This is a genomic window from Stenotrophomonas sp. 21LCFQ19 (assembly GCF_056861425.1).
This window is the reverse complement of sequence record NZ_JBSPUF010000001.1, coordinates 480,784-503,067: the sequence shown is the minus strand read 5'-3', so window position 1 is coordinate 503,067 and position 22,284 is coordinate 480,784. Positions and strand designations below refer to the sequence as shown.

At 64.5% G+C, this 22,284-nt stretch carries 18 protein-coding genes; 14 read left to right on the top strand and 4 right to left on the bottom strand.

All coding sequences use genetic code 11. The annotated features are described in order from the left end of the window. Positions 1 to 146: 146 nt before the first annotated feature. Positions 147 to 1,196 carry a lipid A deacylase LpxR family protein gene (locus tag AC13FW_RS02175; protein WP_482988036.1) on the bottom strand — a complete coding sequence of 350 codons (1,050 nt, stop codon included), beginning with the start codon at positions 1,194 to 1,196 and terminating at the stop codon, positions 147 to 149. Positions 1,197 to 1,978: 782 nt separating this feature from the next. On the opposite strand from AC13FW_RS02175, the gene AC13FW_RS02170 reads away from it, so the two are divergent. From AC13FW_RS02170 to folK, 12 genes are all read left to right on the top strand, one after another. Next, entirely contained in the window at positions 1,979 to 2,956 is a 978-nt protein-coding gene (locus tag AC13FW_RS02170; RefSeq protein ID WP_296250952.1) for a CsgG/HfaB family protein, read from the top strand. Between the two features lie 367 nt (positions 2,957 to 3,323). Beyond that, positions 3,324 to 3,602, top strand: a complete 279-nt coding sequence (locus AC13FW_RS02165; protein WP_282271059.1) for a DUF493 family protein — start codon at positions 3,324 to 3,326, stop codon at positions 3,600 to 3,602. Then, complete coding sequence (lipB, locus tag AC13FW_RS02160; RefSeq protein WP_482988035.1) at positions 3,590 to 4,291, top strand: lipoyl(octanoyl) transferase LipB; 702 nt, start codon at positions 3,590 to 3,592, stop codon at positions 4,289 to 4,291. The genes AC13FW_RS02165 and lipB overlap by 13 nt, the downstream gene beginning before the upstream one ends. A 16-nt stretch (positions 4,292 to 4,307) precedes the next feature. Continuing rightward, positions 4,308 to 5,318: a lipoyl synthase gene (gene lipA, locus AC13FW_RS02155; RefSeq protein ID WP_481513795.1), complete on the top strand. Its 1,011-nt coding sequence runs from the start codon at positions 4,308 to 4,310 to the stop codon at positions 5,316 to 5,318. 207 nt (positions 5,319 to 5,525) lie between these two features. Further along, on the top strand, positions 5,526 to 7,697 hold the full coding sequence (locus AC13FW_RS02150; protein ID WP_482987338.1) for a carboxy terminal-processing peptidase: 2,172 nt from the start codon (positions 5,526 to 5,528) through the stop codon (positions 7,695 to 7,697). Between the two features lie 124 nt (positions 7,698 to 7,821). Continuing rightward, positions 7,822 to 8,370 (top strand): DUF2242 domain-containing protein, encoded by a 549-nt coding sequence (locus tag AC13FW_RS02145; RefSeq protein WP_482988034.1) that lies wholly within the window; start codon positions 7,822 to 7,824, stop codon positions 8,368 to 8,370. Next, the gene (locus AC13FW_RS02140; protein ID WP_482988033.1) at positions 8,367 to 9,605 is read left to right on the top strand and encodes a hypothetical protein; all 1,239 of its coding nucleotides are present in this window, start codon (positions 8,367 to 8,369) and stop codon (positions 9,603 to 9,605) included. Before AC13FW_RS02145 ends, AC13FW_RS02140 begins: the two co-directional genes overlap by 4 nt. Beyond that, positions 9,580 to 10,545 carry a phosphogluconate dehydrogenase (NAD(+)-dependent, decarboxylating) gene (gnd, locus tag AC13FW_RS02135; RefSeq protein WP_482988032.1) on the top strand — a complete coding sequence of 322 codons (966 nt, stop codon included), beginning with the start codon at positions 9,580 to 9,582 and terminating at the stop codon, positions 10,543 to 10,545. The genes AC13FW_RS02140 and gnd overlap by 26 nt, the downstream gene beginning before the upstream one ends. A 203-nt stretch (positions 10,546 to 10,748) precedes the next feature. Continuing rightward, positions 10,749 to 12,566 (top strand): sensor histidine kinase, encoded by a 1,818-nt coding sequence (locus AC13FW_RS02130; RefSeq protein ID WP_481615556.1) that lies wholly within the window; start codon positions 10,749 to 10,751, stop codon positions 12,564 to 12,566. Next, entirely contained in the window at positions 12,563 to 13,003 is a 441-nt protein-coding gene (locus tag AC13FW_RS02125) for a response regulator (protein ID WP_282271069.1), read from the top strand. The genes AC13FW_RS02130 and AC13FW_RS02125 overlap by 4 nt, the downstream gene beginning before the upstream one ends. 6 nt (positions 13,004 to 13,009) lie before the next feature. Then, the gene (locus AC13FW_RS02120; RefSeq protein WP_482988031.1) at positions 13,010 to 14,527 is read left to right on the top strand and encodes an ATP-binding response regulator; all 1,518 of its coding nucleotides are present in this window, start codon (positions 13,010 to 13,012) and stop codon (positions 14,525 to 14,527) included. Positions 14,528 to 14,647: 120 nt separating this feature from the next. Further along, positions 14,648 to 15,130: a 2-amino-4-hydroxy-6-hydroxymethyldihydropteridine diphosphokinase gene (gene folK / locus AC13FW_RS02115; RefSeq protein WP_296253418.1), complete on the top strand. Its 483-nt coding sequence runs from the start codon at positions 14,648 to 14,650 to the stop codon at positions 15,128 to 15,130. A 527-nt stretch (positions 15,131 to 15,657) separates the two neighbouring features. On the opposite strand, the gene AC13FW_RS02110 is transcribed toward folK, so the two are convergent. Then, the gene (locus AC13FW_RS02110; protein ID WP_482988030.1) at positions 15,658 to 16,395 is read right to left on the bottom strand and encodes a pteridine reductase; all 738 of its coding nucleotides are present in this window, start codon (positions 16,393 to 16,395) and stop codon (positions 15,658 to 15,660) included. A gap of 54 nt (positions 16,396 to 16,449) precedes the next feature. Between AC13FW_RS02110 and AC13FW_RS02105 the strand changes: the two genes are divergently transcribed. Further along, entirely contained in the window at positions 16,450 to 17,634 is a 1,185-nt protein-coding gene (locus tag AC13FW_RS02105) for a class I SAM-dependent methyltransferase (RefSeq protein ID WP_296253031.1), read from the top strand. Then, entirely contained in the window at positions 17,622 to 18,017 is a 396-nt protein-coding gene (locus AC13FW_RS02100; protein WP_296253030.1) for a VanZ family protein, read from the top strand. The genes AC13FW_RS02105 and AC13FW_RS02100 overlap by 13 nt, the downstream gene beginning before the upstream one ends. Before the next feature lie 245 nt (positions 18,018 to 18,262). Here the strand turns inward: AC13FW_RS02100 and AC13FW_RS02095 are convergent, their stop codons facing one another. Together AC13FW_RS02095 and AC13FW_RS02090 are read right to left on the bottom strand one after the other, a co-directional pair. Further along, on the bottom strand, positions 18,263 to 20,620 hold the full coding sequence (locus AC13FW_RS02095) for a beta-N-acetylhexosaminidase (RefSeq protein ID WP_482988029.1): 2,358 nt from the start codon (positions 20,618 to 20,620) through the stop codon (positions 18,263 to 18,265). Between the two features lie 60 nt (positions 20,621 to 20,680). Then, on the bottom strand, positions 20,681 to 22,225 hold the full coding sequence (locus AC13FW_RS02090) for an outer membrane protein assembly factor BamB family protein (RefSeq protein WP_482988028.1): 1,545 nt from the start codon (positions 22,223 to 22,225) through the stop codon (positions 20,681 to 20,683). Positions 22,226 to 22,284: the final 59 nt, after the last annotated feature.

Below are 22,284 nucleotides of genomic sequence, written 5' to 3'. Positions count from 1 at the left end.
CCGCACGCGGGAGAGGGGCTAGTGCACTGGCAGCCGACGCATTGCTAGCCCCTCTCCCGCGTGCGGGAGAGGGGTTGGGGTGAGGGCGCTTTTGCGCTTTTCTCTTTCTACAAAACGCAGCAACTGCGCTGCGCCGGCAGCTGCAATCAAAGCGTGCGGCTGATGGTGAAGCTGCCGAATACCGGCGTCTCTTTCTGGCCGTCGAATTCGCGGGTGCGGTGGTAACGCGCCAGCGCGAATTTCCACTTGCCACGCATCACTGCAACGCCATAGCCGATGTCGCCGACAAACGGGCGCTTGTCCACGCTGTGGCTGTTGCGGAAGGTGTTGCCATCCAGGGTGATGTCACGCAGTACCCAACGCGCGTCGCTGGTGACGAACAGATGGCTGGACCAGCCTTCTGCACGGCCGCGGCGGGTGGGTGCGGTGTTCTCACCGGCGGGGCGCATCGGTGAGCTGCCGAAGTCGTCAGGCAGCTTCCAGCCGAAACGTACTTCGCCACCAACATTGGCATACGTAGCCAGGTTGCCGATGGCGCCACCCCAATGGCTGATCGCGTCCCAGCCCCAACCGCTCGCGTTACCTTCGGCAGGCCAGCGTTGCATACGCTCATGCAAGAGTTTGAACACCGGTTCGTCATGCAACTGGTTGTCCCAGCCCATGAACTTCTCATCGCCAAGAACGCTGTGCACGGCATCCTGCACCTGCTTTCCCTGCGCGGAGGGGCCAACCATCCCCAGCGCCAACTGGGTGGTGCGCAGGTGGTTGCCGTTACGCGCGTTGTAGCCGAAGTTGACCATCAACACCGCTGCATACGGGCGGTCATCTTCGATCAGGTCGCTACGGGTGTTGTCGGTCGGTGTGTACAGGCCCTGGCCGAAACTGAAAATCATGTTCTGCTGCTGGAATTCACCAGGATGCAGGCGTTCCAGGTGACGATTCATCCAGCGCGCAAGGCGCGGCAGGCAGGGGTCGTCGGTGTAGTCCTGCAGGTTGGGCGACACCAGCGTGAACATCGCGCCATTGGTGTATCCCTGATCCTGCTGTGCACCGCCGAGCAGGTCATTGTCGACGCGGAAATTGATTGCAGGCGGGTGGTCGCTCAAGGCGCTTTGTGCGCATTGTTGCGCTGCCCAAGCGGGGGGGATTGCAAGGCTGCCTGCCATCAGTAACAGCAGTCGGGTGCCTTTCTTCATGTACGGACTCCTCGCCGGCAGAGTGACATGCAGCTTAGTGATCCGTTGTGGGTCGGCATATCGCTATCGAGCGGACAGATTGTTGTGGGTGTGACGATGGATTTCCGCGCGTGGATGCGCGCACCAGACGAGGTGGGTGGTCTTGGCTGGAGGGCGCTTCGTATGCATGCGCGCGGCGCGGTTCAATTGCGCTCGTCATTGTCGCCGCTTTCCTGGTCTGGCTTTCGTCGGTCTGGCGGGATGGAAGTTTTCCCTGGTGAGACAGTCCTCATGTGGGTGACGCGTTGTTGGCGCGCATTCGTTTTGGTGCGCAGTTGGCGTGCACAGGCAGACCGCAGCGTGGCTGTCGTTCATGCATCCAGCCCTGTCTTCAGTCGATACCTGGTGCCGCTTCTGGAGTTGGTGCATGCGCTTCGGTTCAGCTGGCTGCATGTGGTCGGGGCTGAATGGGGATATGCCCGCGATCTCCGCGCTGGATGGGGTTCTGGGTGATGCGGCGCTACGATGGCTTCTGCAACGAAAGCGATGGCGAACTGGAGGTGACCGATGTCGTCTGGCCGCCATTTTTTCGGAGAGACTGGGTGATACAGGTGCAGCTTCAGTCCATGTAAAGGGAGCTGCCTCACAAAAACGTCATGCACGCTGACACCGGTCTGGGTTAGGATTCCGGCGGACCGGACCTTGCTCGTCTGCCAGGTAACATCAGGGACAGAGTCTTACCGCAGGGTCTCAAAGCCAAAGGAACGCACCTCGTAAGGTGCAGGTTAATGGGGAAGTATCAGATGCGTAACGTTTTTTCGCCGCTCGCTGCAGCTGTTTTCACTCTGGGTATCGCCGCTGCTGTCAGCAGCCAGCCGGCCGAGGCCGCATTCAAGAACAAGGGCACCCAGGCGCAGGAACAGCGCCAACAGGCTGCCGCACAGATTCCAACCTGCCAGCGTCCGATCGGCACCTTGTCGGTGATCGAGCCGGAAGACTCCACCCATTGGTGGACCGGTCAGCAGCTGCCGGCGCCGTCGCGGTTGATCAAGGCCTTTGTCAGCCGCTCGCGCTGTTTCACCCTGGTGGATCGCGGTGCCGGTATGGCCGCTGGTCAGTTCGAGCGTGAACTGGCAGCCAGTGGCGACCTGCGTGGTCGTTCCAACGTCGGCAAGGGCCAGATCAAGGCTGCTGACTACGTGATGATCCCGGACCTGATCTCGCAGAACAGCAACGCCGGTGGCAGTGGTATCGGTGGCCTGCTTGGTGGCCTGATCGGTGGTCGCGCAGGTGCGGTCGTGGGTGGTTTGAACTTCACCAGCAAGACTGCTGACGTGGTGCTGACCGTGACCGACGTGCGTTCGTCTGAGCAGGTCGCCATCTCCGAAGGTTCGGCGCGCAAGAGTGACATGGGCTTCGGTGCCAGCGGCGGCCTGTTCGGCGGCAGCGGCCTCGGCGCTGCGGGCGTTGGCGGTTATGCCAACACCGAAATCGGCCAGGTGATCACCATGGCCTACCTGCAGGCCTATACCGACATCATCGCGCAGCTGGGTGGCTTGCCGGATAACGCCTCTGCCGCCAACGCGCAGCAGGCGGTGACGGTGACCCGTGCCGGCCGCCTGCTGGCCAATGCCCGCGGCACCGGTGCACCGGTCCGCACCCTGGAAGCCGGGATGATGCTGTACCCGACCGGCACCAAGGAAGGCGTGATGTGGGAAGTCGAGGACGAACTGGGCAACCGTGGCTGGGTGTCGTCCACCCTGTTGCAGCTGTCCAAGTAAGCCTGGGTTTACCCCCGCAGAAGGGCCGCGCAAGCGGCCTTTCTGGTTTCCGGGCGGGGCTGTGGTGCCGATCCATGCTCGGCAGGGGCTTGCCCTGCGGCCAATGTGGGAGCGGCGTCAGCCGCGAAGCTGGCCATCTGCATCAATGGCAATGCCCGCAACCTGAACATCCATGAGCTTCGCGGCTGACGCCGCTCCTACTGCGAGCGTTGCCGGTAAGGCTTCTGCTGAGCATGGCTCGGCACTACGGACAGGTGTGTTGGGAACGGCCCCTGCCGAGCATGGCTCGGCACTACCCGGCGCCGGTGGAAGGCTGTGGATCGGCTGTGGCCTTGGGTTTGTAGGCGTTCGCCCCGATAATGGCGGCATGGAAATCAAGTCCGACAACCCTGAACACGGCTTCCAGTTCCCCGGTACCTTTGAGCTCAGCGCCATGGGCGCAGCCAATATCGGCCTGGAAGCTGAACTGCCCAAGTTGCTGCAAAGCGCCGGTATCGAGGTACTGGAAGAGCGCATCAGCTGGAAACAGTCCTCCAACGGCAAGTACGTCTCGGTGCGCATCGCCTTCAAGGCGGAGAGCCGCGAACAGTACGATGCTGCCCACACGGCGATGCGTGAGCATCCGGAAGTGAAGTGGACGCTGTAACCGCCTGTGCGGCAGAAACGCAGCGCAAGGCGCTGCGGCCAGCGTTGCTGCGGGATCTGGGCCGGCAGGGCTATGAGCCCGTCTGGCATGCCATGCAGCAGTTCACTGATACCCGTACCGACGACTCCGCCGATGAGCTGTGGGTGGTCGAGCATGACCCGGTGTTCACCCTGGGCCAGGCCGGCAAGCCCGAGCACGTGCTCGCGGCCGGTGATATCCCGGTGCTGCATGTGGACCGCGGCGGCCAGGTGACCTATCACGGGCCGGGACAGATCGTGGTCTATCCGCTGCTGGACCTGCGCCGGCTCGGCATCGGTGTGCGCGATTACGTGTGCCGGATCGAGCAGGCCATCATCGATACGCTGGATGAATGGAACATCGGTGCCGAACGCATGGACGGCGCGCCCGGTGTCTACGTCGGCGGCGCCAAGATCGCCGCGCTCGGCATCCGCGTGCGCCGCGGCTGCAGTTTCCACGGGCTGGCGTTCAATGTGTCGCTGGACCTGGAACCCTTCCACCGCATCAACCCCTGCGGTTACGCCGGGATGCAGGTGACCTCGGTGCTAGACTTGGGCGGTCCTTCGGGCATCGAAGCGGTCAAGTCGGTGCTGCTGTCCCATCTGGCCCAGCAGTTCGGCCTGGCCTTGCAGCCGACGCCCGAACTGCCCGATCTGACTACGCGGCTCTGAGACCGCTGATAACGCCATGACTGAAACCACCACGCGCTCCATCCCCCTGCAGGTCGTGCAGGGCGACATTCCGTCCGCACCGTTGCAGGCCGGTGTCAAACAGCTTGGCGGCGACAAGATCAACCGCTCGCCGGTGCAGTTCGCCGACGCGCCGGTGCTGCGCAAGCCTTCCTGGATCCGCGTGCGCATTCCTTCGGGCAATGCTGTGGCCAACCTCAAGGCCAAGCTGCGCGAGAACCGCCTGGTGACGGTGTGCGAGGAAGCCAGCTGCCCGAACATCCACGAATGCTTCGGCCATGGCACCGCCACCTTCATGATCCTGGGTGAAGTCTGTACCCGCCGCTGCTCGTTCTGCGATGTGGCCCACGGCCGGCCCAAGCCGCCGGACGCCAACGAACCGGCCAGCCTTGGCCAGACCGTGGCCGACATGGGCTTGAAGTACGTGGTGGTGACCAGCGTCGACCGCGATGACCTGCGTGACGGCGGTGCCCAGCACTTCGTCGACTGCATCACCGCCATCCGCGAGAAGTCGCCCAAGACCCGCATCGAAGTGCTGACCCCGGACTTCCGTGGCAAGGGCCGCATGGAACGCGCGCTGGAAATCCTCGCGCAGAACCCGCCGGACGTGTTCAACCACAACATCGAAACCGTGCCGGACCTGTACCGCAACGTACGCCCGGGCGCGGACTACCAGTGGTCGCTGACCCTGTTGAAGAACTTCAAGGCACAGCATCCGAACGTGCCGACCAAGTCCGGCATCATGCTCGGCCTGGGTGAAACCTTCGAGCAGGTGCAGGCCACCCTGCGTGACCTGCGCGCGCACGACGTGGAAATGGTGACCATCGGCCAGTACCTGCAGCCGACCGCCCACCACCACCCGGTGCTGCGTTACTGGACGCCGGAGGAGTACAAGGCGTTCGAGGATTACGGCTACGAACTGGGCTTCACCCACGTTGCCTCCGGCCCGATGGTGCGTTCGTCCTACCACGCCGACCAGCAGGCGGCCGGCGCCGGCGTCGCTGTCTGAACCAGACCCCAGCATCCTGCTGCGGCCCACTGCCGCAGCCGGGATCGCGTCAGTTCGAGTGGTGCCACGGCAGCGATTCACAAACTGCTACGGGGCGGCAGCTACTCTGGAGCCAAGCAAGGTGACAAGTGCCGAAACTTTCGGCACTGTCGGCGTGTCGAACTTGCCCGCAGTCTCCCCACAACATTCGGTGCCACGAGTATTTTGATGAACTACCGAGTTCCCGTTTTCCTGCTGGCCCTCGCGCTGACCGCTCCCGCCGCCTTGCTGGCGCGCGCCGATACGGCCTTGCCCTCGGCAGCGACCATCGACCAGGCCACCACCTCCAAGCTGGTCTACGGCTTGTTGTCGGACAGCCGTTACGCCTACCGCCCGCGCCAGCTCGACGCGGCGACTTCACAGGACGTGTTCAAGCGTTACCTGGAGTCGTTGGACAGCGGCAAGCAGTTCTTCACCAAGGAGGACGTGGATCGCTTCGCGCCGCTGGCGGCTCGGACTGGTGACGCCATCCGTTCCGGCGAGCTGGATCCGGCCTACCAGGTGTTCGCGGTGTACCGCCAGCGGGTGGGCGAGCGCGTGGCCTATGCCCGTCGCCTGCTGCGCCAGGAGCCTGATTTCACTGTTGAAGAGCGCTTCAACTACGACCGCAAGGACGTGCCGTGGGCAACCAACGCCGAGTTGGACGAGCTGTGGCGCAAGTCGGTCAAGAACGACTGGCTGCGGCTGAAGCTGGCCGGCAAGCCGGCCGCTGACATCCGCAAGACCCTGGACAAGCGTTACGACACCCTGCTCAAGACCATCAACGAGCTCAAGGGTGACGACGTGTTCTCGTTCTACATGAACGCCTACACCAGCGCCGTCGATCCGCATACCGATTACTTCACCCCGCGTACGGCCGAGAACTTCAACCAGGCCATGTCGCTGTCGCTGGAGGGCATTGGTGCCCAGCTGCAGCGCCAGGACGACATGGTGGTGATCCGCGAAGTGGTGCCGGGGGGCCCGGTGGCGATGGACGGCACGCTCAAGGCCGGTGACCGCATCGTCGGCGTTGGCCAGGGCCGTTCCGGCCCGGTCGAGGACGTGATCGGCTGGCGCATCGACGATGTGGTCGGCAAGATCCGCGGCGCCAAGGACACCCAGGTACGTCTGGAATACATCCCGGCCGCCGAAGGCGTGGATGGCAAGCACCGCATGCTGACCCTGACCCGGCAGAAGATCCGCCTGTCCGAGCAGGCCGCCAAGGGCGAGACCATGACCATCCCGGGTGTCGGTGGCGAGCAGGAGCGCCGCATAGGCGTGGTCAAGCTGCCGACCTTCTACCAGGACTTCGAAGGCCGTCGCCGCAATGCCGCCGACTATGCCTCCGCTACCCGCGACGTGGCCAAGCTGCTGGCCGGTTTCAAGGCCGACAAGCTCGATGGCGTGGTGCTGGACCTGCGCAACAACGGCGGCGGTTCGCTGGACGAAGCCATCGAGCTGACCGGCCTGTTCATCGAACAGGGCCCGGTGGTGCAGGTGCGTGAATCCGGCGGCCGCGTCACCGTCAACAGCGACCGCAACCCGGCCGTGGCCTGGGACGGCCCGCTGGCGGTGCTGATCAACCGTGGCTCGGCCTCGGCCTCGGAGATTTTCGCTGGTGCCATCCAGGACTACGGTCGTGGCCTGGTGATCGGTGAAACCACTTTCGGCAAGGGCACCGTGCAGAACGTGGTGCCGCTGGACCGTTGGCCGGCCAGCGAGAAGGAACGCTTTGGCCAGGTCAAGCTGACCATCGCCCAGTTCTTCCGTGTCAGTGGCTCCAGCACCCAGCACAAGGGCGTGGTGCCGGACCTGGCCTTCCCGGCCAGCGTCGATGCCAGCGAGTTTGGTGAAAGCACCTACGACAATGCCTTGCCGTGGACCCGCATTGCCGCCGTGCCGCATACCCAGTACGGCAACTTCGCACCGATCGTGCCGCGCCTGGAAACCCTGCATGCAACGCGCATCCGCGCCGACCGTGAGTTCCAGTGGTGGGAAGAGGACGTGCAGCAGTTCCGCACCGAGGCCGCCAAGAAGTACGTATCGCTCAACGAAGCCGAGCGCCGTGCCGAGCGTGACAAGCAGGAAGCACAGCGCAAGCAGCGCCAGCAGATCCGCAAGGAACTTGGCCTGCCGCTGGATCCGCTGGCCGAGGACAGCAACGACGATGGCCTGACCGGCAACGAGCGTGACATCGTCAAGGATGCCGCCCGTGAGAAGGCGGCCGAGAAGCGTCCGGACCCGCTGTTGAGGGAGTCGGCCTCGATCCTCGCCGATGCCTTGAACGTGCTGGAAAAGGACCGCCCGCTGTCGGCGCAGGTGCTGCCGCAGTCGACCGGCCCGGGCCGCTGGGCCGACTGACACCGCGCTGCGCACAGCCGAGCTGAGCGCAGCGACAACGGGTTCTGCAAGCTTTAAACGCCGTCAACGTAGCCCTGCGTTGGCGGCGTTATGCTGTTGGTCTTCGCTGACTGTGGAGTTGCACATGCGCCGACATCTGCTGCCCGCGCTGGCCGTTGTGAGCCTGTTGCTTACCGCGTGCGGCGGCAAGGCCGTCAACAGCACCTTGCTGCGCGAATCCTTCGATTCGGGCGATACCTATACGCGCAGCATCGATGCTGAACCGGCGCAGGCCTGCGAGGCCGCGCGACGCGCGCTGCTTGGCCAGGGCTATGCGATCACCCGTGCCGATGCCAGCAACGTGGAGGGCAACAAGAACTTCCAGCCCAAGGACGAGGTGCATGAGCAACTGGTGTTGCGGGTGTCCTGCGCCGCGCAGGGAGTCGGCAAGGCACAGGTGTTCGTGAGTGCGGTGCAGGACCGCTATGCCTTGAAGAAGTCGCCGACCTCGGCCAGCGTTGGCGTCGGCGCGTTGGGTTCGGTGTCGCTGCCGTTCGGCAGCAATGACGACTCGCTGGTGCGGGTTGCCAGCAGCACCGTCCAGGACGCGCAGTTCTACCGCAATTTCTTTGGGCGCTTGCAGTACTACGTGGAGCAGGCGACACCGCTGGTTCCGGCGGAACCGGCACGATGAAGTTTGGCTGGCACGCGAAGCAGCGGGCCAGCCGATGGATCCTGGTGTTGTCTGCGTTGGCGATGCCGTTGCTGGCTGAAGCCGGCTGCAAAATGGCTGTTCTGCAGCAGCTGGGTTGGCAACTGGAGCCAAGTGAGGCGCCCGCGCCGCAGATAACCGGCGGTGATCCCTGCCGACGCGCTTCGCTGGCCGAAGCACAGGCGCAGGGTGACCTGCGCCTGCAGGTGCCACGCGTCTACAGCGCCGTACAACGCGAGCAGTTGGCCGAGCAGGTATTGCAGCAGCCGGCGAGCATCTGCGCCTACGCTTTCAAACTTGGTGATGCGGCGCGCACGGCAAGTTCGCGCCTGCAGGACAACCCCGGCTATCGCTTCTCGGCGTTGCAGCTGGGCTGGATCGGGTTTGGTGCCCATGGTGCTCGTGCGCAGGGCTGGCAGCGGTTCCGCAGCTTCGGCCGCGGCTATGCGCCGCAGGCGCGCAATTCGGTGGCGATGGAGGCGTTCTATTCCGGCCGTGTCCGCTCCGAATGCGGGGTAGGACGGCAGGTGGCGCAGCTGGCGACGTTTCGCGAGTTGTTTGGTGATGCCGCCTTCGATACCGCGTTCAGCTCCGGCGAACTGTCGATCGGTACCTTCCTGAGCCTGCATGACACCCGCAGCATCCTGCTGGGCAGCAGTGCAGGCGAATTGTTCGGCGACGGCAAGGCGGTGCGGACCTCCGCGCTGGGTAGACAGGTATTCATGGGCGCGCCGGGCTATATCGTGCATGCTTTCGATGCTGCGTACCTGGATGACATCAACAATCAGGCCGAGAACTTCGTGATCACCGATGTCAGCGCGGCGGCGGCCGAGGCCTTGGCGCGGCATGGCAGCTTTGTCCATTACGATGCACTCAACAAGAAGTTGTGGACGTTGGCCCAGCAGTTGCCAGGCAGCGGTTGGCGGCGTTTCGAACGGCTGCTGTACGAGCGTGACGCGGCCTTGCGTGCGGCGTTGCCGGCGTCGCAGCAGGCCGTGCTGGCGCAGATGGATGCGGTGCTGGCCGATCCGGTGTACCGCGAGCTGATGCTGTACGTGCACCGCCAGGGCGTGCGTCCGCTCGGGTATCACATCGCGCGTTTGCTGGACCGCAATCCACGTACACCGTTTGTCATCGAGCTGGTGCTGCACAACCTGCACACCACCATTTACCAACGCTGGTTGCAGGCCCGTGTTCGGGCCTGCGCAGCAGGATAGCCACTACCGTCGGAGGAGCTTCAATATGGAATTGGGAATGATCGGCCTGGGCCGCATGGGCGCCAACATGGCGCAGCGTCTGCAGCATGCGGGGATTGCCGTCACCGGATTTGATCCGGGTGAGCAGGCGCGGGCGCAGGTGGCCGGGCACGGTATTGCCACTGTGGACGCATTGTCGGCGTTGGTGGAGGCGTTGCCGGCACCACGTGCACTGTGGCTGATGGTGCCGTCCAAGGTGGTCGATGCCACGCTGGACAGCCTGCTGCCGCTGCTGTCCGCTGGTGACGTGGTGATCGATGGTGGCAACTCCTGGTACAAGCAGTCGCAGCAACGTGCTGCACGCTGCATGGAAGCCGGGGTCGCGTTCGTGGACTGCGGCACCAGCGGTGGCGTGTGGGGATTGCAGGAAGGCTATTGCCTGATGATCGGCGGCGAAACCGAGGTGGTGGCGCGTCTGTCGCCACTGTTCAAGGCGCTGGCACCGGCAGCTGATCGCGGTTGGGCGCATGTGGGCCCGGTTGGTGCCGGACACTTCAGCAAGATGGTCCACAACGGCATCGAGTACGGAATGATGCAGGCCTATGCCGAAGGTTTCGCGCTGATGGAGAAGAAGGCCGAGTTCGCGCTGGACGTGGGCAAGGTGGCCGAGGTCTGGCGGCATGGCAGCGTGGTGCGTTCATGGTTGCTGGACCTCAGCGCCGACGCGCTGCAGAAGAACCCCGCGCTGGATGGCATCGCTCCCTACGTCGAGGACTCCGGCGAGGGCCGCTGGACCGTGGCCGAGGCCATCGAACTGGATGTGCCGGCGCCGGTGATCACCTTGTCACTGCTGGAGCGGCTGCGCTCGCGGCAGGCGAATTCCTTCAGCGACCGCATGCTGGCTGCAATGCGCAATGAGTTTGGTGGGCATGCGATCAAGCCTGCTGGCGAGGCGGACTGAGGCTTGCTGGTAGACGAGGCAGGCATCGACACAGGTCCTGCTGACTGGGGGTGCACGGGTACACCTATTCGTGCAATCCTTGGCCGACAGTCAACGATGCTGTCGTGCTGGTCACGCCACCATCGATTGACTCCGGATCGACACCGTCGATGAACTCCGGGCCGTCGCGTCAGGCGCCGGCCCGTCAGCACGCAGGGGAAGGGATGGTGACGCGATTGACCGACGATGGCTGGAGCCGCTGGCGCCTGTATGGGCTGGGTCTGGCCGCGTTGTTGATCATCGTGGTGCCGGCCTTGACCCTGCAGCGGTTGGCGGCCGATAGCGTGAATGCGTCCAACTGGGTCGTGCATACCCAGGCAGTGGGCGCGCGCCTGTACAACCTGCAGGCGGATATCCGTGATGTCGAATCGGCGGCGCTGACCTTGTCCAAGGGCATCGATTCGCCGGCACTGCAGGAGCGCCTGCAGACAGCCGATCGTATCGGGGTCAACCTGACCGAGCTGGCGCAGCTGGTCAGTGACAGCCCGGAGCAGCTGGTGCGCATCGGCAAGATGGACTCGATGCTGGAGCGGCGCATGGCGCTGGCCAGGGAAATCGCCGCCAGCACCGACTCACCCCGACAGCGCGAGCTGATCGAGGAAATGACCTTCCAATACCCGATCCGGCAACTGGTGCAGGAGCTGCAGGATCACGAGGACGCGCTGCTGGTGAAGCGCGCAGCCAAGGCAAGGGAGCAGCAACAGCTGGCGTCGATGGTGACCTGGACCGCGCTGGCGGTGCAGTTGCTGCTGCTGGGGCTGGTGCTGTGGTTGTTGCAGCGGCAGATCGGTGGTCGTGCCGATGTCGAGCTGCGCTTGAGCAAGGCCAGCGCCCGCGCCAGTGCGGTGCTGCAGACCGTGCGTGAGCCCATCGTCCTGCTCGACAGCAAACTGCGGGTGGTGCTGCACAACACCGCATTCACCGAGTTGTACGGCGTTGACGATGCCGATATCAGCCTGCAGCAGTTGCAGGACATCGGTGACGGCGCGTGGGAGGACCCGCTGGTGCGCCAGCGCCTGGCCGATGTACTGCTGCGTGGGCGCGAGCTGTGGGATTTCGAACACCAGCAACGCAGCGTGGATGGCATGCATCGCACCATGCTGATCAATGCCCGGCGCATGGCCTTGCCCGACGCCGAGGATGACGTGGTGTTGATGACGATCAGCGACATCACCGTACAGCGCGCCGTGCAGCAGCACGTGGAGGATCTCAATCACCAGCTTGAAGGCAAGGTCGAGCAGATGGCTGACGTCAACCGCGAGCTGGAGGCCTTCAGTTACTCGGTCTCGCACGATCTGCGGGCGCCACTGCGGCATGTGGCTGGCTTCTCCGACAAGTTGCGGCGACACCTCGGCGAGGGGGGCGACAGCAAGACCCAGCACTACCTGGAGGTGATCAGCAACTCTGCGCAGCTGATGGCGGCGCTGATCGATGATCTGCTGGTCTACTCGCGGCTGGGACGCGGCGCGATGCGCCTGCAGCGGGTGGACATGCAGTCACTGGTGGCCGATACCCGTGCCCTGCTCGATTCCAACCTGAAGAACGAAGCCGGCGAGGATGGCAAGCCGCGCGAGGTGGAGTGGAAGATCGGCAGGCTGCCGGTGCTGATCGGAGATGAAAACATGTTGCGCCAGGTCTGGCTGAATCTGCTCGGCAACGCGGTCAAGTACACCGCGGCGCGCGACAAGGCGGTCATCGAGGTCAACGCCAAACAGCTGCCCGACGGCAGCCATCAGTTCAGCGTCAGCGACAATGGCGCTGGTTTCGACATGCAATACGCCAGCAAGTTGTTCGGTGTGTTCCAGCGGCTGCACAAGGCCTCGGAATATCCGGGCACCGGCATTGGCCTGGCCAGCGTACGCCGTGTGCTGACCCGGCACGGCGGCCGCATCTGGGCCGACGCACAGGTGGATCAAGGCGCCACTTTCAGTTTCGTTCTTCCCCAGGCAACCGAAGCATCCAACAAGGACACCGTGGAATGAGTCCCCTGCGCACCATCCTGCTCGCCGAAGACAGCCAAGCCGATGCCGAAATGGCAATCGATGCGCTGCGTGATGCCTCCCTGGCCAACCCCATCGTGCACGTCGAAGACGGGGTTGAAGCAATGGACTTCCTGCTCAGGCGCGGCGCGTTCGCCCAGCGCGAGGAAGGCCTGCCGGCCGTGCTGCTGCTGGACATCAAGATGCCACGCATGGATGGCCTTGAAGTACTGCGGCTGATCCGCGCCGATGAGGACCTCAAGCGCCTGCCGGTGGTGATCCTGTCTTCGTCGCGCGAAGAGAGCGACCTGGCCCGCAGCTGGGACCTGGGCGTCAACGCCTATGTGGTCAAGCCGGTGGACATCGACCAGTTCTTCCAGGCGGTGCGGACGATCGGCACCTTCTGGGCGTTGATCAACCAGGCACCGGAGCACGAGTAAACACAGATGCCAAACAAGGGAGCGCCATTGGGGCCGTTGCGAATCCTGCTGGTGGAGGATTCGCCGGTGGATGCCGAGCTGGTCGTCGACCAGTTGCTCGAGGCCGGTCTGCAGATCGAGTTCGAGCGCGTCGACAACGAGCCGGCGATGCGCGATGCCCTGGCCGAAAATGTGCCGGACATGGTGCTGTCGGACCTGAGCATGCCCGGCTTTTCCGGCTACCAGGCACTGCAGATCCTGCGTGAGCTGCACCCCAGGGTTCCCTTCATTTTCGTCTCCGGCACGATGGGTGAGGAGACCGCGGTGGAGGCGCTGCAGCAAGGCGCCAATGATTACATCATCAAGCACCAGCCAGCCCGGCTACCGTCGGCGGTGGCACGGCTGGTACGCGAGACCCGCAGCGAGCTGGAACGCCTGCGGGTTGAAGATGAGTTGATGCGTGCGCAGCGGCTGGAGAGCCTGGCCCTGCTCGCGGCCGGGCTCAGCCATGACCTGCGCAACATCCTGCAGCCCCTGCTAATCATTCCGGACCTGATCCGTGACCGCAGCGATGATCCCAAGATCGTCCGCCTGGCCGATGTCATCGCCGAGTGCGGACGCCGTGGCCATGAGATGGTCGAGTCGATGCTGTCCTTCGTGCGTGGCTCACGCCAACCCAGCGAACGGATCGTGCTGCAGCGCCTGTTCCAGGCGGTGGGCATGCTGCTCAAGAGCAGCCTGCCGCGCAATGCCGAGCTGCATCTGGAAGTCTCCGACGATCGCATGGCGATCGAGGCCAATTACACCGAGCTGCAGCAGGTATTGCTCAATCTTGCGCTCAATGCCATCCAGGCGATGCCCGACGGTGGCAGCTTGAGCCTGGTTGCCGAGCGTGTCGCCGGCGAGGAAGGCATGGTGCGCATCCGCGTCAGCGATGATGGCATCGGCATGGATGCGGCCACCGTGCAGCGTTTGTTCACTCCGTTCTTCACCACCAAGACGGAAGGCACCGGGCTGGGCCTGGTGTCCTGCCATCGCATCGTCGAGAGCATCGGCGGGAAGATCCAGGTGCAGAGCGCGCTGGGCGAGGGCACCACCTTCGAACTGCTGTTGCCGATGTGCGAAAGCGCCGGCAGCGAGGATGCCGAGCCGCTGGAAAGAACCCGTGTCGGTCATGGTGAGCGCCTGCTGGTTGTCGATGACGAGGCGACACGCTTGTCGCTGCTGGGCAATGCGCTGTCCAGCCAGGGCTATCGCATGCGCCTGGCCAGCGATGGCGCGGTGGCAATGCGTCATCTGCAGGAGGCCGGGCTGCCGGATGTGGTGCTGGTCGACAGCGGCATTCCCCTGTTGTCGGCGGGACAGCTGTTGGCGGAGATGCAGGCGATGGGCTATCGCGGCCCGGCAATCGTGCTGGAGGATGCCAATGCGCCGGCCTTCGCCGATGGCGAGGCGCCGTCGGGGATCAGCGTACACGTGCTGCCCAAGCCGCTGGAGATGCAGCGGGTATTCCGTGCGGTAGCCGACGCGCTCGGTGTGGGCTGATACAGCGCTGCTGGCATATGCGGGTTGGCGACGGCTGGCCTATCATGTGCGCCCCCTCCTACGATGCGGTGCTCAAGCTCGTCCATCGTGGCGCGGGCGGGCCCGCAGGCAAACCAACTCATGACCACCGTGCTCCTCAGCCTGGGCAGCAACCTGCAACCGCAGCATTACCTGCAGGCGGCCGTTGCCGTATTGCGCGAACGTTTTGGCGCGATCCGCGTCTCCCCGGCCTACCGCACCCCGGCCGTGGGTTTCGACGGACCGGACTTCCTCAACAACGCGGTGATGTTGGACACCGAGCTGCCGCTGGGCGAGCTGGACGATTGGCTGCATGCGGTGGAAGACGCGCACGGGCGTGACCGCTCCGGCCCGCGTTTCAGCGACCGTACCCTGGATATCGACGTGGTCTATTACGGCGACCTGGTGGTGGAAGGCCCGGGGCATCTACGCATCCCGCGTCCTGAGTTGAAGCATGCCTTCGTGCTCAAGCCGCTGGCCGACATCGCCCCGGATTTCATCGACCCGGTGCGTGGACTGAGCCTGCAGCAGATGTGGCAGCAGCACCCGCAATATGGGCAGGCGTTCGATACGGTGGAGTTGTAAGGCTGTGCCTGTCGTGGGGGGGGGGGGGGGGGGGGGGGGGGGTGGGGGGCGGGGGGGGGGGGGCCGGGCAGCCCCGCGCCCCGCGGGCCATGCTCGGCATTGGCCTTGTCCAGTAATGCCCCTGCCGAGCATGGCTCGGCACTACGCTTGGCTCCCTCCCTTTGCCGCAGGCAAGGGGAGGGTTGGGGAGGGGTTGGCTTTTCGCTGGCTGATGCAGTGTTGGCTTCGCGGCTTACGCCGCTCCCACAAGCTGGCTTTTGCCGGTAGAGCCCTTGCCGAGCATGGCTCGGCACTACGGGTGCGTGGCGAAGGCTTCCTGAGCCCCTCTCCCGCGTGCGGGAGAGGGGTTGGGGTGAGGGCAGCTGTTCGCTGGTAGAGCCCTTGCCGAGCATGGCTCGGCACTACGGTGGGCGTGGCGAAGGCTTCCTGAGCCCCTCTCCCGCGTGCGAGAGAGGGGTTGGGGTGAGGGCAGCTGTTCGCTGGTAAAGCCACTGCCGAGCATGGCTCGGCACTACGGGTGCGTGGCATTAGGTCAGCAGGCGGCCGCCGTCCAGGCGCAGGGTCTGGCCGGTGATGTAGCCGGCGTCGTCCAGCAGCCAGCGTACCGCCGAGGCGATCTCGTGCGGGGTGCCGAGGCGGCCCAGCGGGGTGCGCTCCATCAGCTTCTGCTTGGCCGCCTCGCTCTTGCCCTGTTCGGGCCAGAGGATGGCACCGGGGGCAATGGCATTCACGCGGACATGCGGGGCCAGTTCCAGTGCCAGCGAGCGGGTCACCATCTCCAGCGCGGCCTTGGCCGAGCTGTAGGCCGGGTGCTCGCGCAGCGGCTGGGTGGCGTGCAGGTCGGTCAGGTTGACGATGGCACCACGTTGCTTGATCAGGTGCGGCGCGGCGGCCTGTGCAAGGAAGAACGGTGCACGCGTATTCACCGCGAACAATTCATCCCATTGCTCTGGCTGTACCTGCCCGAACGGGGTAGGGAAGAAGTTGGAGGCGTTGTTGACCAGTGCATCCAGCCGGCCGAAGTGGCTGACCGCCTGTTCGACCAGGTCGGGCAGGGCGGCCACGTCGCGCAGATCAGCCTCCAGCGCCAATACACTGCCGGCGCGCTCGCTCTCCAGGTCGAAGGCCAGTGACTGCAGCTCCTCGCTGGACTGGTGTGCATGCAGGGCGATGCGGTAGCCATGGGCATGCAGGTGACGGGCAATGCCGGCGCCGATACGGCGCGCGCTGCCGGTGACCAGGGCCACCCGTTGGGATTCTGTCATCTGGGATTTCCTTACTCAGCTATCCTGTGCATTGTCCTCGCAAACCGCCGCATCATGCATTCCGACCTGCCAACCCCCGATTCAGATGCGCTCGCCCACAGCGAGCAGCTGGCCGCGCACCTGCGTGCGGACATCCTCGCCCAAGGTGGTGCGGTGCCGTTCTCGCGCTTCATGGAGCTGGCACTGTATGCGCCGGGTTGGGGCTATTACAGCGCCGGGGCCAGCAAGTTCGGTGCGGCCGGTGACTTCGTCACCTCGCCGGAAATCGGGTCATTGTTTGCCGCCACCACTGCCAATGCGGTGGCGCCGGTGCTGAAGCAGCTCGGCCCGCAGGCACGCATGCTGGAACTGGGCGGCGGCAGCGGCGCGTTTGCCGAAATCATGCTCAAGCGCCTGCTGGAGCTGGACGCGCTGCCTGAGCGCTACGCGATCCTCGAGCCCAGTGCCGACCTGCGCGAGCGTCAGCGCGAGCGCCTGGAACGTGCACTCATTCCGCCGGTGTTCGCGTTGGTGGAGTGGCTGGACCGGCCGTTCGATGACGATTGGGACGGCGTGCTGTTCGCCAACGAAGTGATCGATGCCCTGCCGACACCGCGTTTCCTCGCCGACGAAGGCGAGATCTATGAAGAGACCGTCGAGCTCGATGGCGAAGGCCGCTTCGTGCGCGGCGCGCAACCGGCCGACCAGCTGATGCTGGGCGCGGTGCGGCATGTGGAACGCTATCTGGAGCGTCCGTTCGCGCACGGTTACCGCTCCGAGGTGTTGCCGCAGCTGCCGTACTGGATCCAGGCCGTGGCCGGTGGCATGCAGCGTGGTGCGATGCTGTTCGTCGACTACGGTTATTCGCGCAGCGAGTTCTACCAGCACGATCGCAACGACGGCACGATGCGCGCGTTTTACCGTCACCGCGTGCACAACGACGTATTCCTGTGGCCGGGTCTGCAGGACATCACTGCCTCGGTGGATTTCACCGCGCTGGCTGAAGCCGGTACCAATGCCGGTTTTGAGCTGGCCGGCTACAGCAACCAGGCCAACTTCCTGCTCGGCAACGGCATCACCGATCTGCTGCTGCAGGCTGAGGAGCGCACCGATGAAGTCGGCCAGTTGCGCCTGCGCGACCAGCTTAAGCGGCTGACCTTGCCAACCGAGATGGGCGAACGCTTCCAGGTGATGGGCTTCAGCCGCGACGTCGACATGTCGGCGGCTTTCCTGCTCGGTGACCTGACGTGGCGGCTGTAAGCACGACGCTGAAGCCGCTGCGTCGGCAGGGGTTCTGGTTGGGCCTGTGGTGTGCGGCGGTGTTGACCGTCATCGTGGTGTGCCTGATTCCGCCGCCAGAACTGAACCTGCCGCAGAACAGTGACAAGGTCGAGCACCTGCTGGCCTACTTCATCCTGTCTGCCAGTGCGGTGCAGCTGTTCGGCAGCCGCCGCGCGCTGTGCTGGGTGGCCGCAGGTTTGGTTGCGATGGGCGTGGGCATCGAGTGGGCGCAAGGCGCACTGACTGCTACGCGCATGGCCGATCCAATGGATGCGTTGGCCAATGCCAGCGGTGTACTGATCGGCATGTTGACGGTGCTGACGCCGCTGCGGGATGTGCTGTTGAGGCTGCAAGGGCGTTGAGCCGTTAGTGGGCCGCCGGGCTGCGCCGCAACCTGTTCTGGTTGCGGCTGCAACTTAATTCTTTAGATAAATCAGCTATTTCCGCCCTTATGGCACTTCCGCAGGCGGCCCTTGGGCTGCTACGTTTGCGCCATCACAGGCGCTGCCAAGTCGCCGGTGATTTTGCAAAGTCGGTGCGGTGCGGGACGTGGGTGGAGAGGACTCACGTACCGCACCGCGCCTTCCCGGTGATTGCTCCCCGGGCCTTACTGCTTCGGCTGCAGACGCACCTGGTCCAGCACCCACATCTGCGGACGGGTATCGCCGCTGAAGGTCATGCACAGGTCGGTGATCTGCCCGGCGCCGGCTTGCAGCGGCGCCTCCAGTTCAATGAAGCCATCCTTGCCCGGCTGCTGCGGCAGTGGCACCGTGGCCAGCACGCGGCCCTCGCAGCCGGCACGCACTTCAAACTCGCCGTACTGGCTCACCGGCTTGCGGAAGCCGCGTTTGGCTTCCTCGGGGCGCAGCAGGCCGAAGTTGTAGGGAATGCGACCGGCGCGCACCTTGATCGAGGCGATGTCCTGCAATTGCGCGTCTTCCCACAACCAGCACGGGTTGAAGATGGTGACGTCGAAGTTGTCACGCTCACCGTGCAGCGGGTTGTCATCGACCAGACGCAGCAGCAGGCGGCCGCCCTGCGGGCATTGCGCCAGGGTCTTGTCGGTGCGGGTCAGCAGCGACTGCGCATCGAAGTTCCATTGGCTGGGCTTGTCGGCCACCGGCTTGCCATTGAAGAAGGTCAACGCGGTCAGCACGGTCGGCACCGGAAAGGTCAGCGCGCCGGGATAGGCCGGTGACTGCGCGGTCGGCGTGCTGCCGTCGGTGGTGTAACGGATGTCGCGGTAGCTGAGCGGGTTGGAAAGCTCGACCGTCACCTTCTCAGCTGCACGATCGTCCTGACGCTTCATTGCCACCGACAACGCGGTCTGGCCGTAATCAATGCCCAATGCCTTGTAGCGCTGCAACTGCGCCGGCAGGCGTGCAAGGAAGTCGTCGTAGCTCTTGTTCTGCAGCGGCGTCCAGGCGATCTCGGACAGCGCCGCCAGGCGTGGGAACACGTTGTGCTTGAGGTCCTTGCCGTTGCGGGTGTGCTCGGTCCACATGTTGGCCTGCACGCCGATCACGTGCTTGCGCTGCGCCGGGGTCAGCTCGGCCGGCACCGGGTCGAACGCGTAGACGCGCTGCATCGAGGTGAACTTGGGACGGCCGGTGGGTTCTTCCGGCAGATTGGTCTGCAGGAAATCCAGGTACAAGGTATTGCCCGGCGTCATCACCACGTCGTGGCCGTGGGTGGCCGCCTCGATGCCGCCTTCGATGCCGCGCCAGGACATCACCGTGGCCTGCGGCGGCAAGCCGCCTTCGATGATCTCGTCCCAGCCGATCAGTTTGCGGTCGTGGTCTTCCAGGTACTTTTCCAGGCGCTTGAGCATGTACGACTGCAGTGCTTCTTCGTCCTTCAGGCCCAGCTCGCGGATATAGGCCTGCACCTGCGGCGAATCCTGCCACTGGTACTTCACCGCCTCGTCGCCACCGATGTGGATGTACTGGCCGGGGAACATCTCCAGCACTTCGGCGAGGATGTTTTCCAGGAACTGCAGGGTCTCTTCGCGCGGGTTGAACAGGTAGGGGTTAACGCCCCAATTGGCGGATGGCTGGGTTGGGCCATCGACAACGCCATGTTCCGGATAGGCTGCTACCGCGGCCTGCGCATGGCCGGGTACGTCGATCTCGGGCACAACCGTGATGTGGCGTGCGGCAGCATAGGCCACCACGTCACGGATCTGCTCCTGCGTGTAGTAGCCGCAGTACAGATGCGGCTTGCCATCGGGTCCGATGCCGGCTTCGCCCGCCGCTGCACGACAGCTGCCCACTTCGGTCAGTTTCGGGTAGCGCTTGATCTCCATGCGCCAGCCCTGGTCATCGGTGAGGTGCCAGTGGAAGGTGTTGAGCTTGTGCGTGGCCATCGCATCGAGGATCAGCTTGATGTCGTCGATGCTCTGGAAATGCCGCGCCGAGTCGAGCATGAAGCCACGCCAGCTGAAACGCGGTGCGTCTTCAACCTGCATCGCCGGCAAGGTGATGCTGCTTGCGGGTGCGCCGGAAAGCAGCTGCCATAGCGACATGGCGCCATAGAAAAGACCTCGCGCATCACCGGCTTCGACCAGCACACCATCGCTGTTGATGCGCAACGAATAGCTTTCCGGCGATGCGGCATTGGCGGCAGGTTTGTTGATGCGGAACTGGATTGCGCCTTTGGCTTGGCCACTGCTGCTGGCCTGGAGTTGCAGCGGCGTGGTGCGCGCCAGCAGCTGGGTGAACTGGTTGGCGACTTCGCTGGCAGCGTCTGCAGCGATGACACGGGTCGATGCATCAACGTAGAAGCGGCCATTGCCCGGCTGCACTGATACCGGACGCGGAATGATGCTGGCGCCTGTGACTTCCACCGGTTGTTGCCACGACGCAGGCGCAGTAGTGGTGGCAGCAAGCGCATGGCCGCTGGGTGCGGCCACTGCAAGCAGCAGCGCAGCGTACAGTGCATGGGTGGGAAGTCGGTGTCCGGTCATCGTGAATCCTCTTCGAAATATCGGCTGGCGTGCAGCCGGTTGGTGCGTTCGCGGTTGAAGTTACGGTTGCTGCAATCCATGGGGGGAGGAAGGCAAGACGGAGCCGACCTGCAGCAGTGCAGGTGATGGCAAGGAGGCAGTGCTGCTGCGCTTCGGGATCATCGCATCAAGGGCGAAGCCGTTCAGCACCCCCTCGATGTCGGCGGCCACCACGATGCTGCCATCGGTAGCGAGGTTGCCGGCGATGCCCCATTGAAAGCCATGCCCGGCCGGCATCGTGCGCCGCGCCATCAGGCGACCATCGCGGCGATCGAGCAGGGCCATGCCGGCGCTGTGTTCAAGGAAATACGGCTTGCCCGCCGCCATGCCGACAATGAGGTGATCGCCCAGCTGCAGTGGCGTTCCCCAACTCCATCCGCCCACATCGGTGCGCCATAGCACGTGTCCGTTGCGGATATCGATCGCGCTGATCTTGCGTAGATCGGAAGAACCGATATACAGCGTGTCGCCATCGAAGGCGGGTTCCGACTCTATCCACGACGTCCAGAACTGGCTGCGCCAACGCGGGTGGCCATCGGCCGCACCGAGTGCGTACAGCACGCCACTGCGATCGTTGGCGAACACGCGGCCGGCGTGCACCATCGGCGCTGCCCCCGGTCGGGACTTCATGCGGTACTGCCAGATTGGGCTGCCATCGCGCAGCGCCAATGCCTGCACGGCACCTGCTTCGCTGACGATGAACAGGTGTCTGCCATCGCTGGCGGGGCTGTGCAGGATGCGGCCGGGCAACTGCGTCTTCCAGCGCATGGCACCGTCTTTTGCATCCAGTGCCTGCACGGTGCTATCGGCGCCGCCTATGTAGAGCTGTCCGTCGATGAGCAGTGGACGCGGCGCCTGCCATTCCCAGGCGGCGAGTTGGGGATGCGGTGGTTCGCGGCTGGTCTGGCTGCCCTGGATGGAGGAGCGCCATTGTTCGCGCCCGCTATGGCGGTCGAGGCGATGCAGGTAACCGCCATCGCTGCTCACGAATACCGCATCGGCGGTCACCAATGCGCTGGCATACACCGGATAGCCGGTCGTTGCGGTCCACAGCACCGCACCGTCGTCCAGCCTGACTGCAGATACCGCGCCGCTGGTAGTGCCGATATAGGCGATGCCTTCATGGGTGACCGGGGAGGCGAATATCTGTCCGCCCAGGCGGGTGCTCCAGCGCGGGGCCGGCAAGGTTTCCGCGTCGGTGGCCGGATGCGTTGCAGCGGGCAGCTGTTCGCGGCTGGCGCGGCGCAGGCTGACCTGCTCGCCTTCGCCAAGCATGCTGCCAACAAGGCGGTTGCCTGTTTGCTGCAGACGCATGTGCAGTGCGCTCTGCGCCAGCACCTTGTTGTCGAACTCGGCCTTGTCGGGCAGCGGCAGGCGTTGCAGGTGAGCCGCCGGCAGGTCGAGTTGCATGTCGTAGCGGCCGTCGGCATCAGCCTGCAGCTGCAATCCGATCACGACCTTTTCGCGTGCGCTGCCTATCTCACCAAGCCAGTAGCCGGAAAGATCGGTTGTCTGTGTCTGTGTCTGTGCGAGGCCGCTGATTGCCAACAGGCAGACGGGCAGCATTCGCTTCCAGGCGCGTTGCTGGCGCAGAACAGGAGCACGGTTGCAGAAGGAGACATGCA

Bases quoted from the DNA above. Each gene is read 5' to 3' on its own strand.
- AC13FW_RS02175 (WP_482988036.1), bottom strand. From the start codon at position 1,196: ATGAAGAAAGGCACCCGACTGCTGTTACTGATGGCAGGCAGCCTTGCA.
- AC13FW_RS02170 (WP_296250952.1), top strand. From the start codon at position 1,979: ATGCGTAACGTTTTTTCGCCGCTCGCTGCAGCTGTTTTCACTCTGGGT.
- AC13FW_RS02165 (WP_282271059.1), top strand. From the start codon at position 3,324: ATGGAAATCAAGTCCGACAACCCTGAACACGGCTTCCAGTTCCCCGGT.
- lipA (WP_481513795.1), top strand. From the start codon at position 4,308: ATGACTGAAACCACCACGCGCTCCATCCCCCTGCAGGTCGTGCAGGGC.
- AC13FW_RS02150 (WP_482987338.1), top strand. From the start codon at position 5,526: ATGAACTACCGAGTTCCCGTTTTCCTGCTGGCCCTCGCGCTGACCGCT.
- AC13FW_RS02145 (WP_482988034.1), top strand. From the start codon at position 7,822: ATGCGCCGACATCTGCTGCCCGCGCTGGCCGTTGTGAGCCTGTTGCTT.
- AC13FW_RS02140 (WP_482988033.1), top strand. From the start codon at position 8,367: ATGAAGTTTGGCTGGCACGCGAAGCAGCGGGCCAGCCGATGGATCCTG.
- AC13FW_RS02130 (WP_481615556.1), top strand. From the start codon at position 10,749: ATGGTGACGCGATTGACCGACGATGGCTGGAGCCGCTGGCGCCTGTAT.
- AC13FW_RS02125 (WP_282271069.1), top strand. From the start codon at position 12,563: ATGAGTCCCCTGCGCACCATCCTGCTCGCCGAAGACAGCCAAGCCGAT.
- AC13FW_RS02120 (WP_482988031.1), top strand. From the start codon at position 13,010: ATGCCAAACAAGGGAGCGCCATTGGGGCCGTTGCGAATCCTGCTGGTG.
- folK (WP_296253418.1), top strand. From the start codon at position 14,648: ATGACCACCGTGCTCCTCAGCCTGGGCAGCAACCTGCAACCGCAGCAT.
- AC13FW_RS02110 (WP_482988030.1), bottom strand. From the start codon at position 16,395: ATGACAGAATCCCAACGGGTGGCCCTGGTCACCGGCAGCGCGCGCCGT.
- AC13FW_RS02105 (WP_296253031.1), top strand. From the start codon at position 16,450: ATGCATTCCGACCTGCCAACCCCCGATTCAGATGCGCTCGCCCACAGC.
- AC13FW_RS02095 (WP_482988029.1), bottom strand. From the start codon at position 20,620: ATGACCGGACACCGACTTCCCACCCATGCACTGTACGCTGCGCTGCTG.
- AC13FW_RS02090 (WP_482988028.1), bottom strand. From the start codon at position 22,225: ATGCTGCCCGTCTGCCTGTTGGCAATCAGCGGCCTCGCACAGACACAG.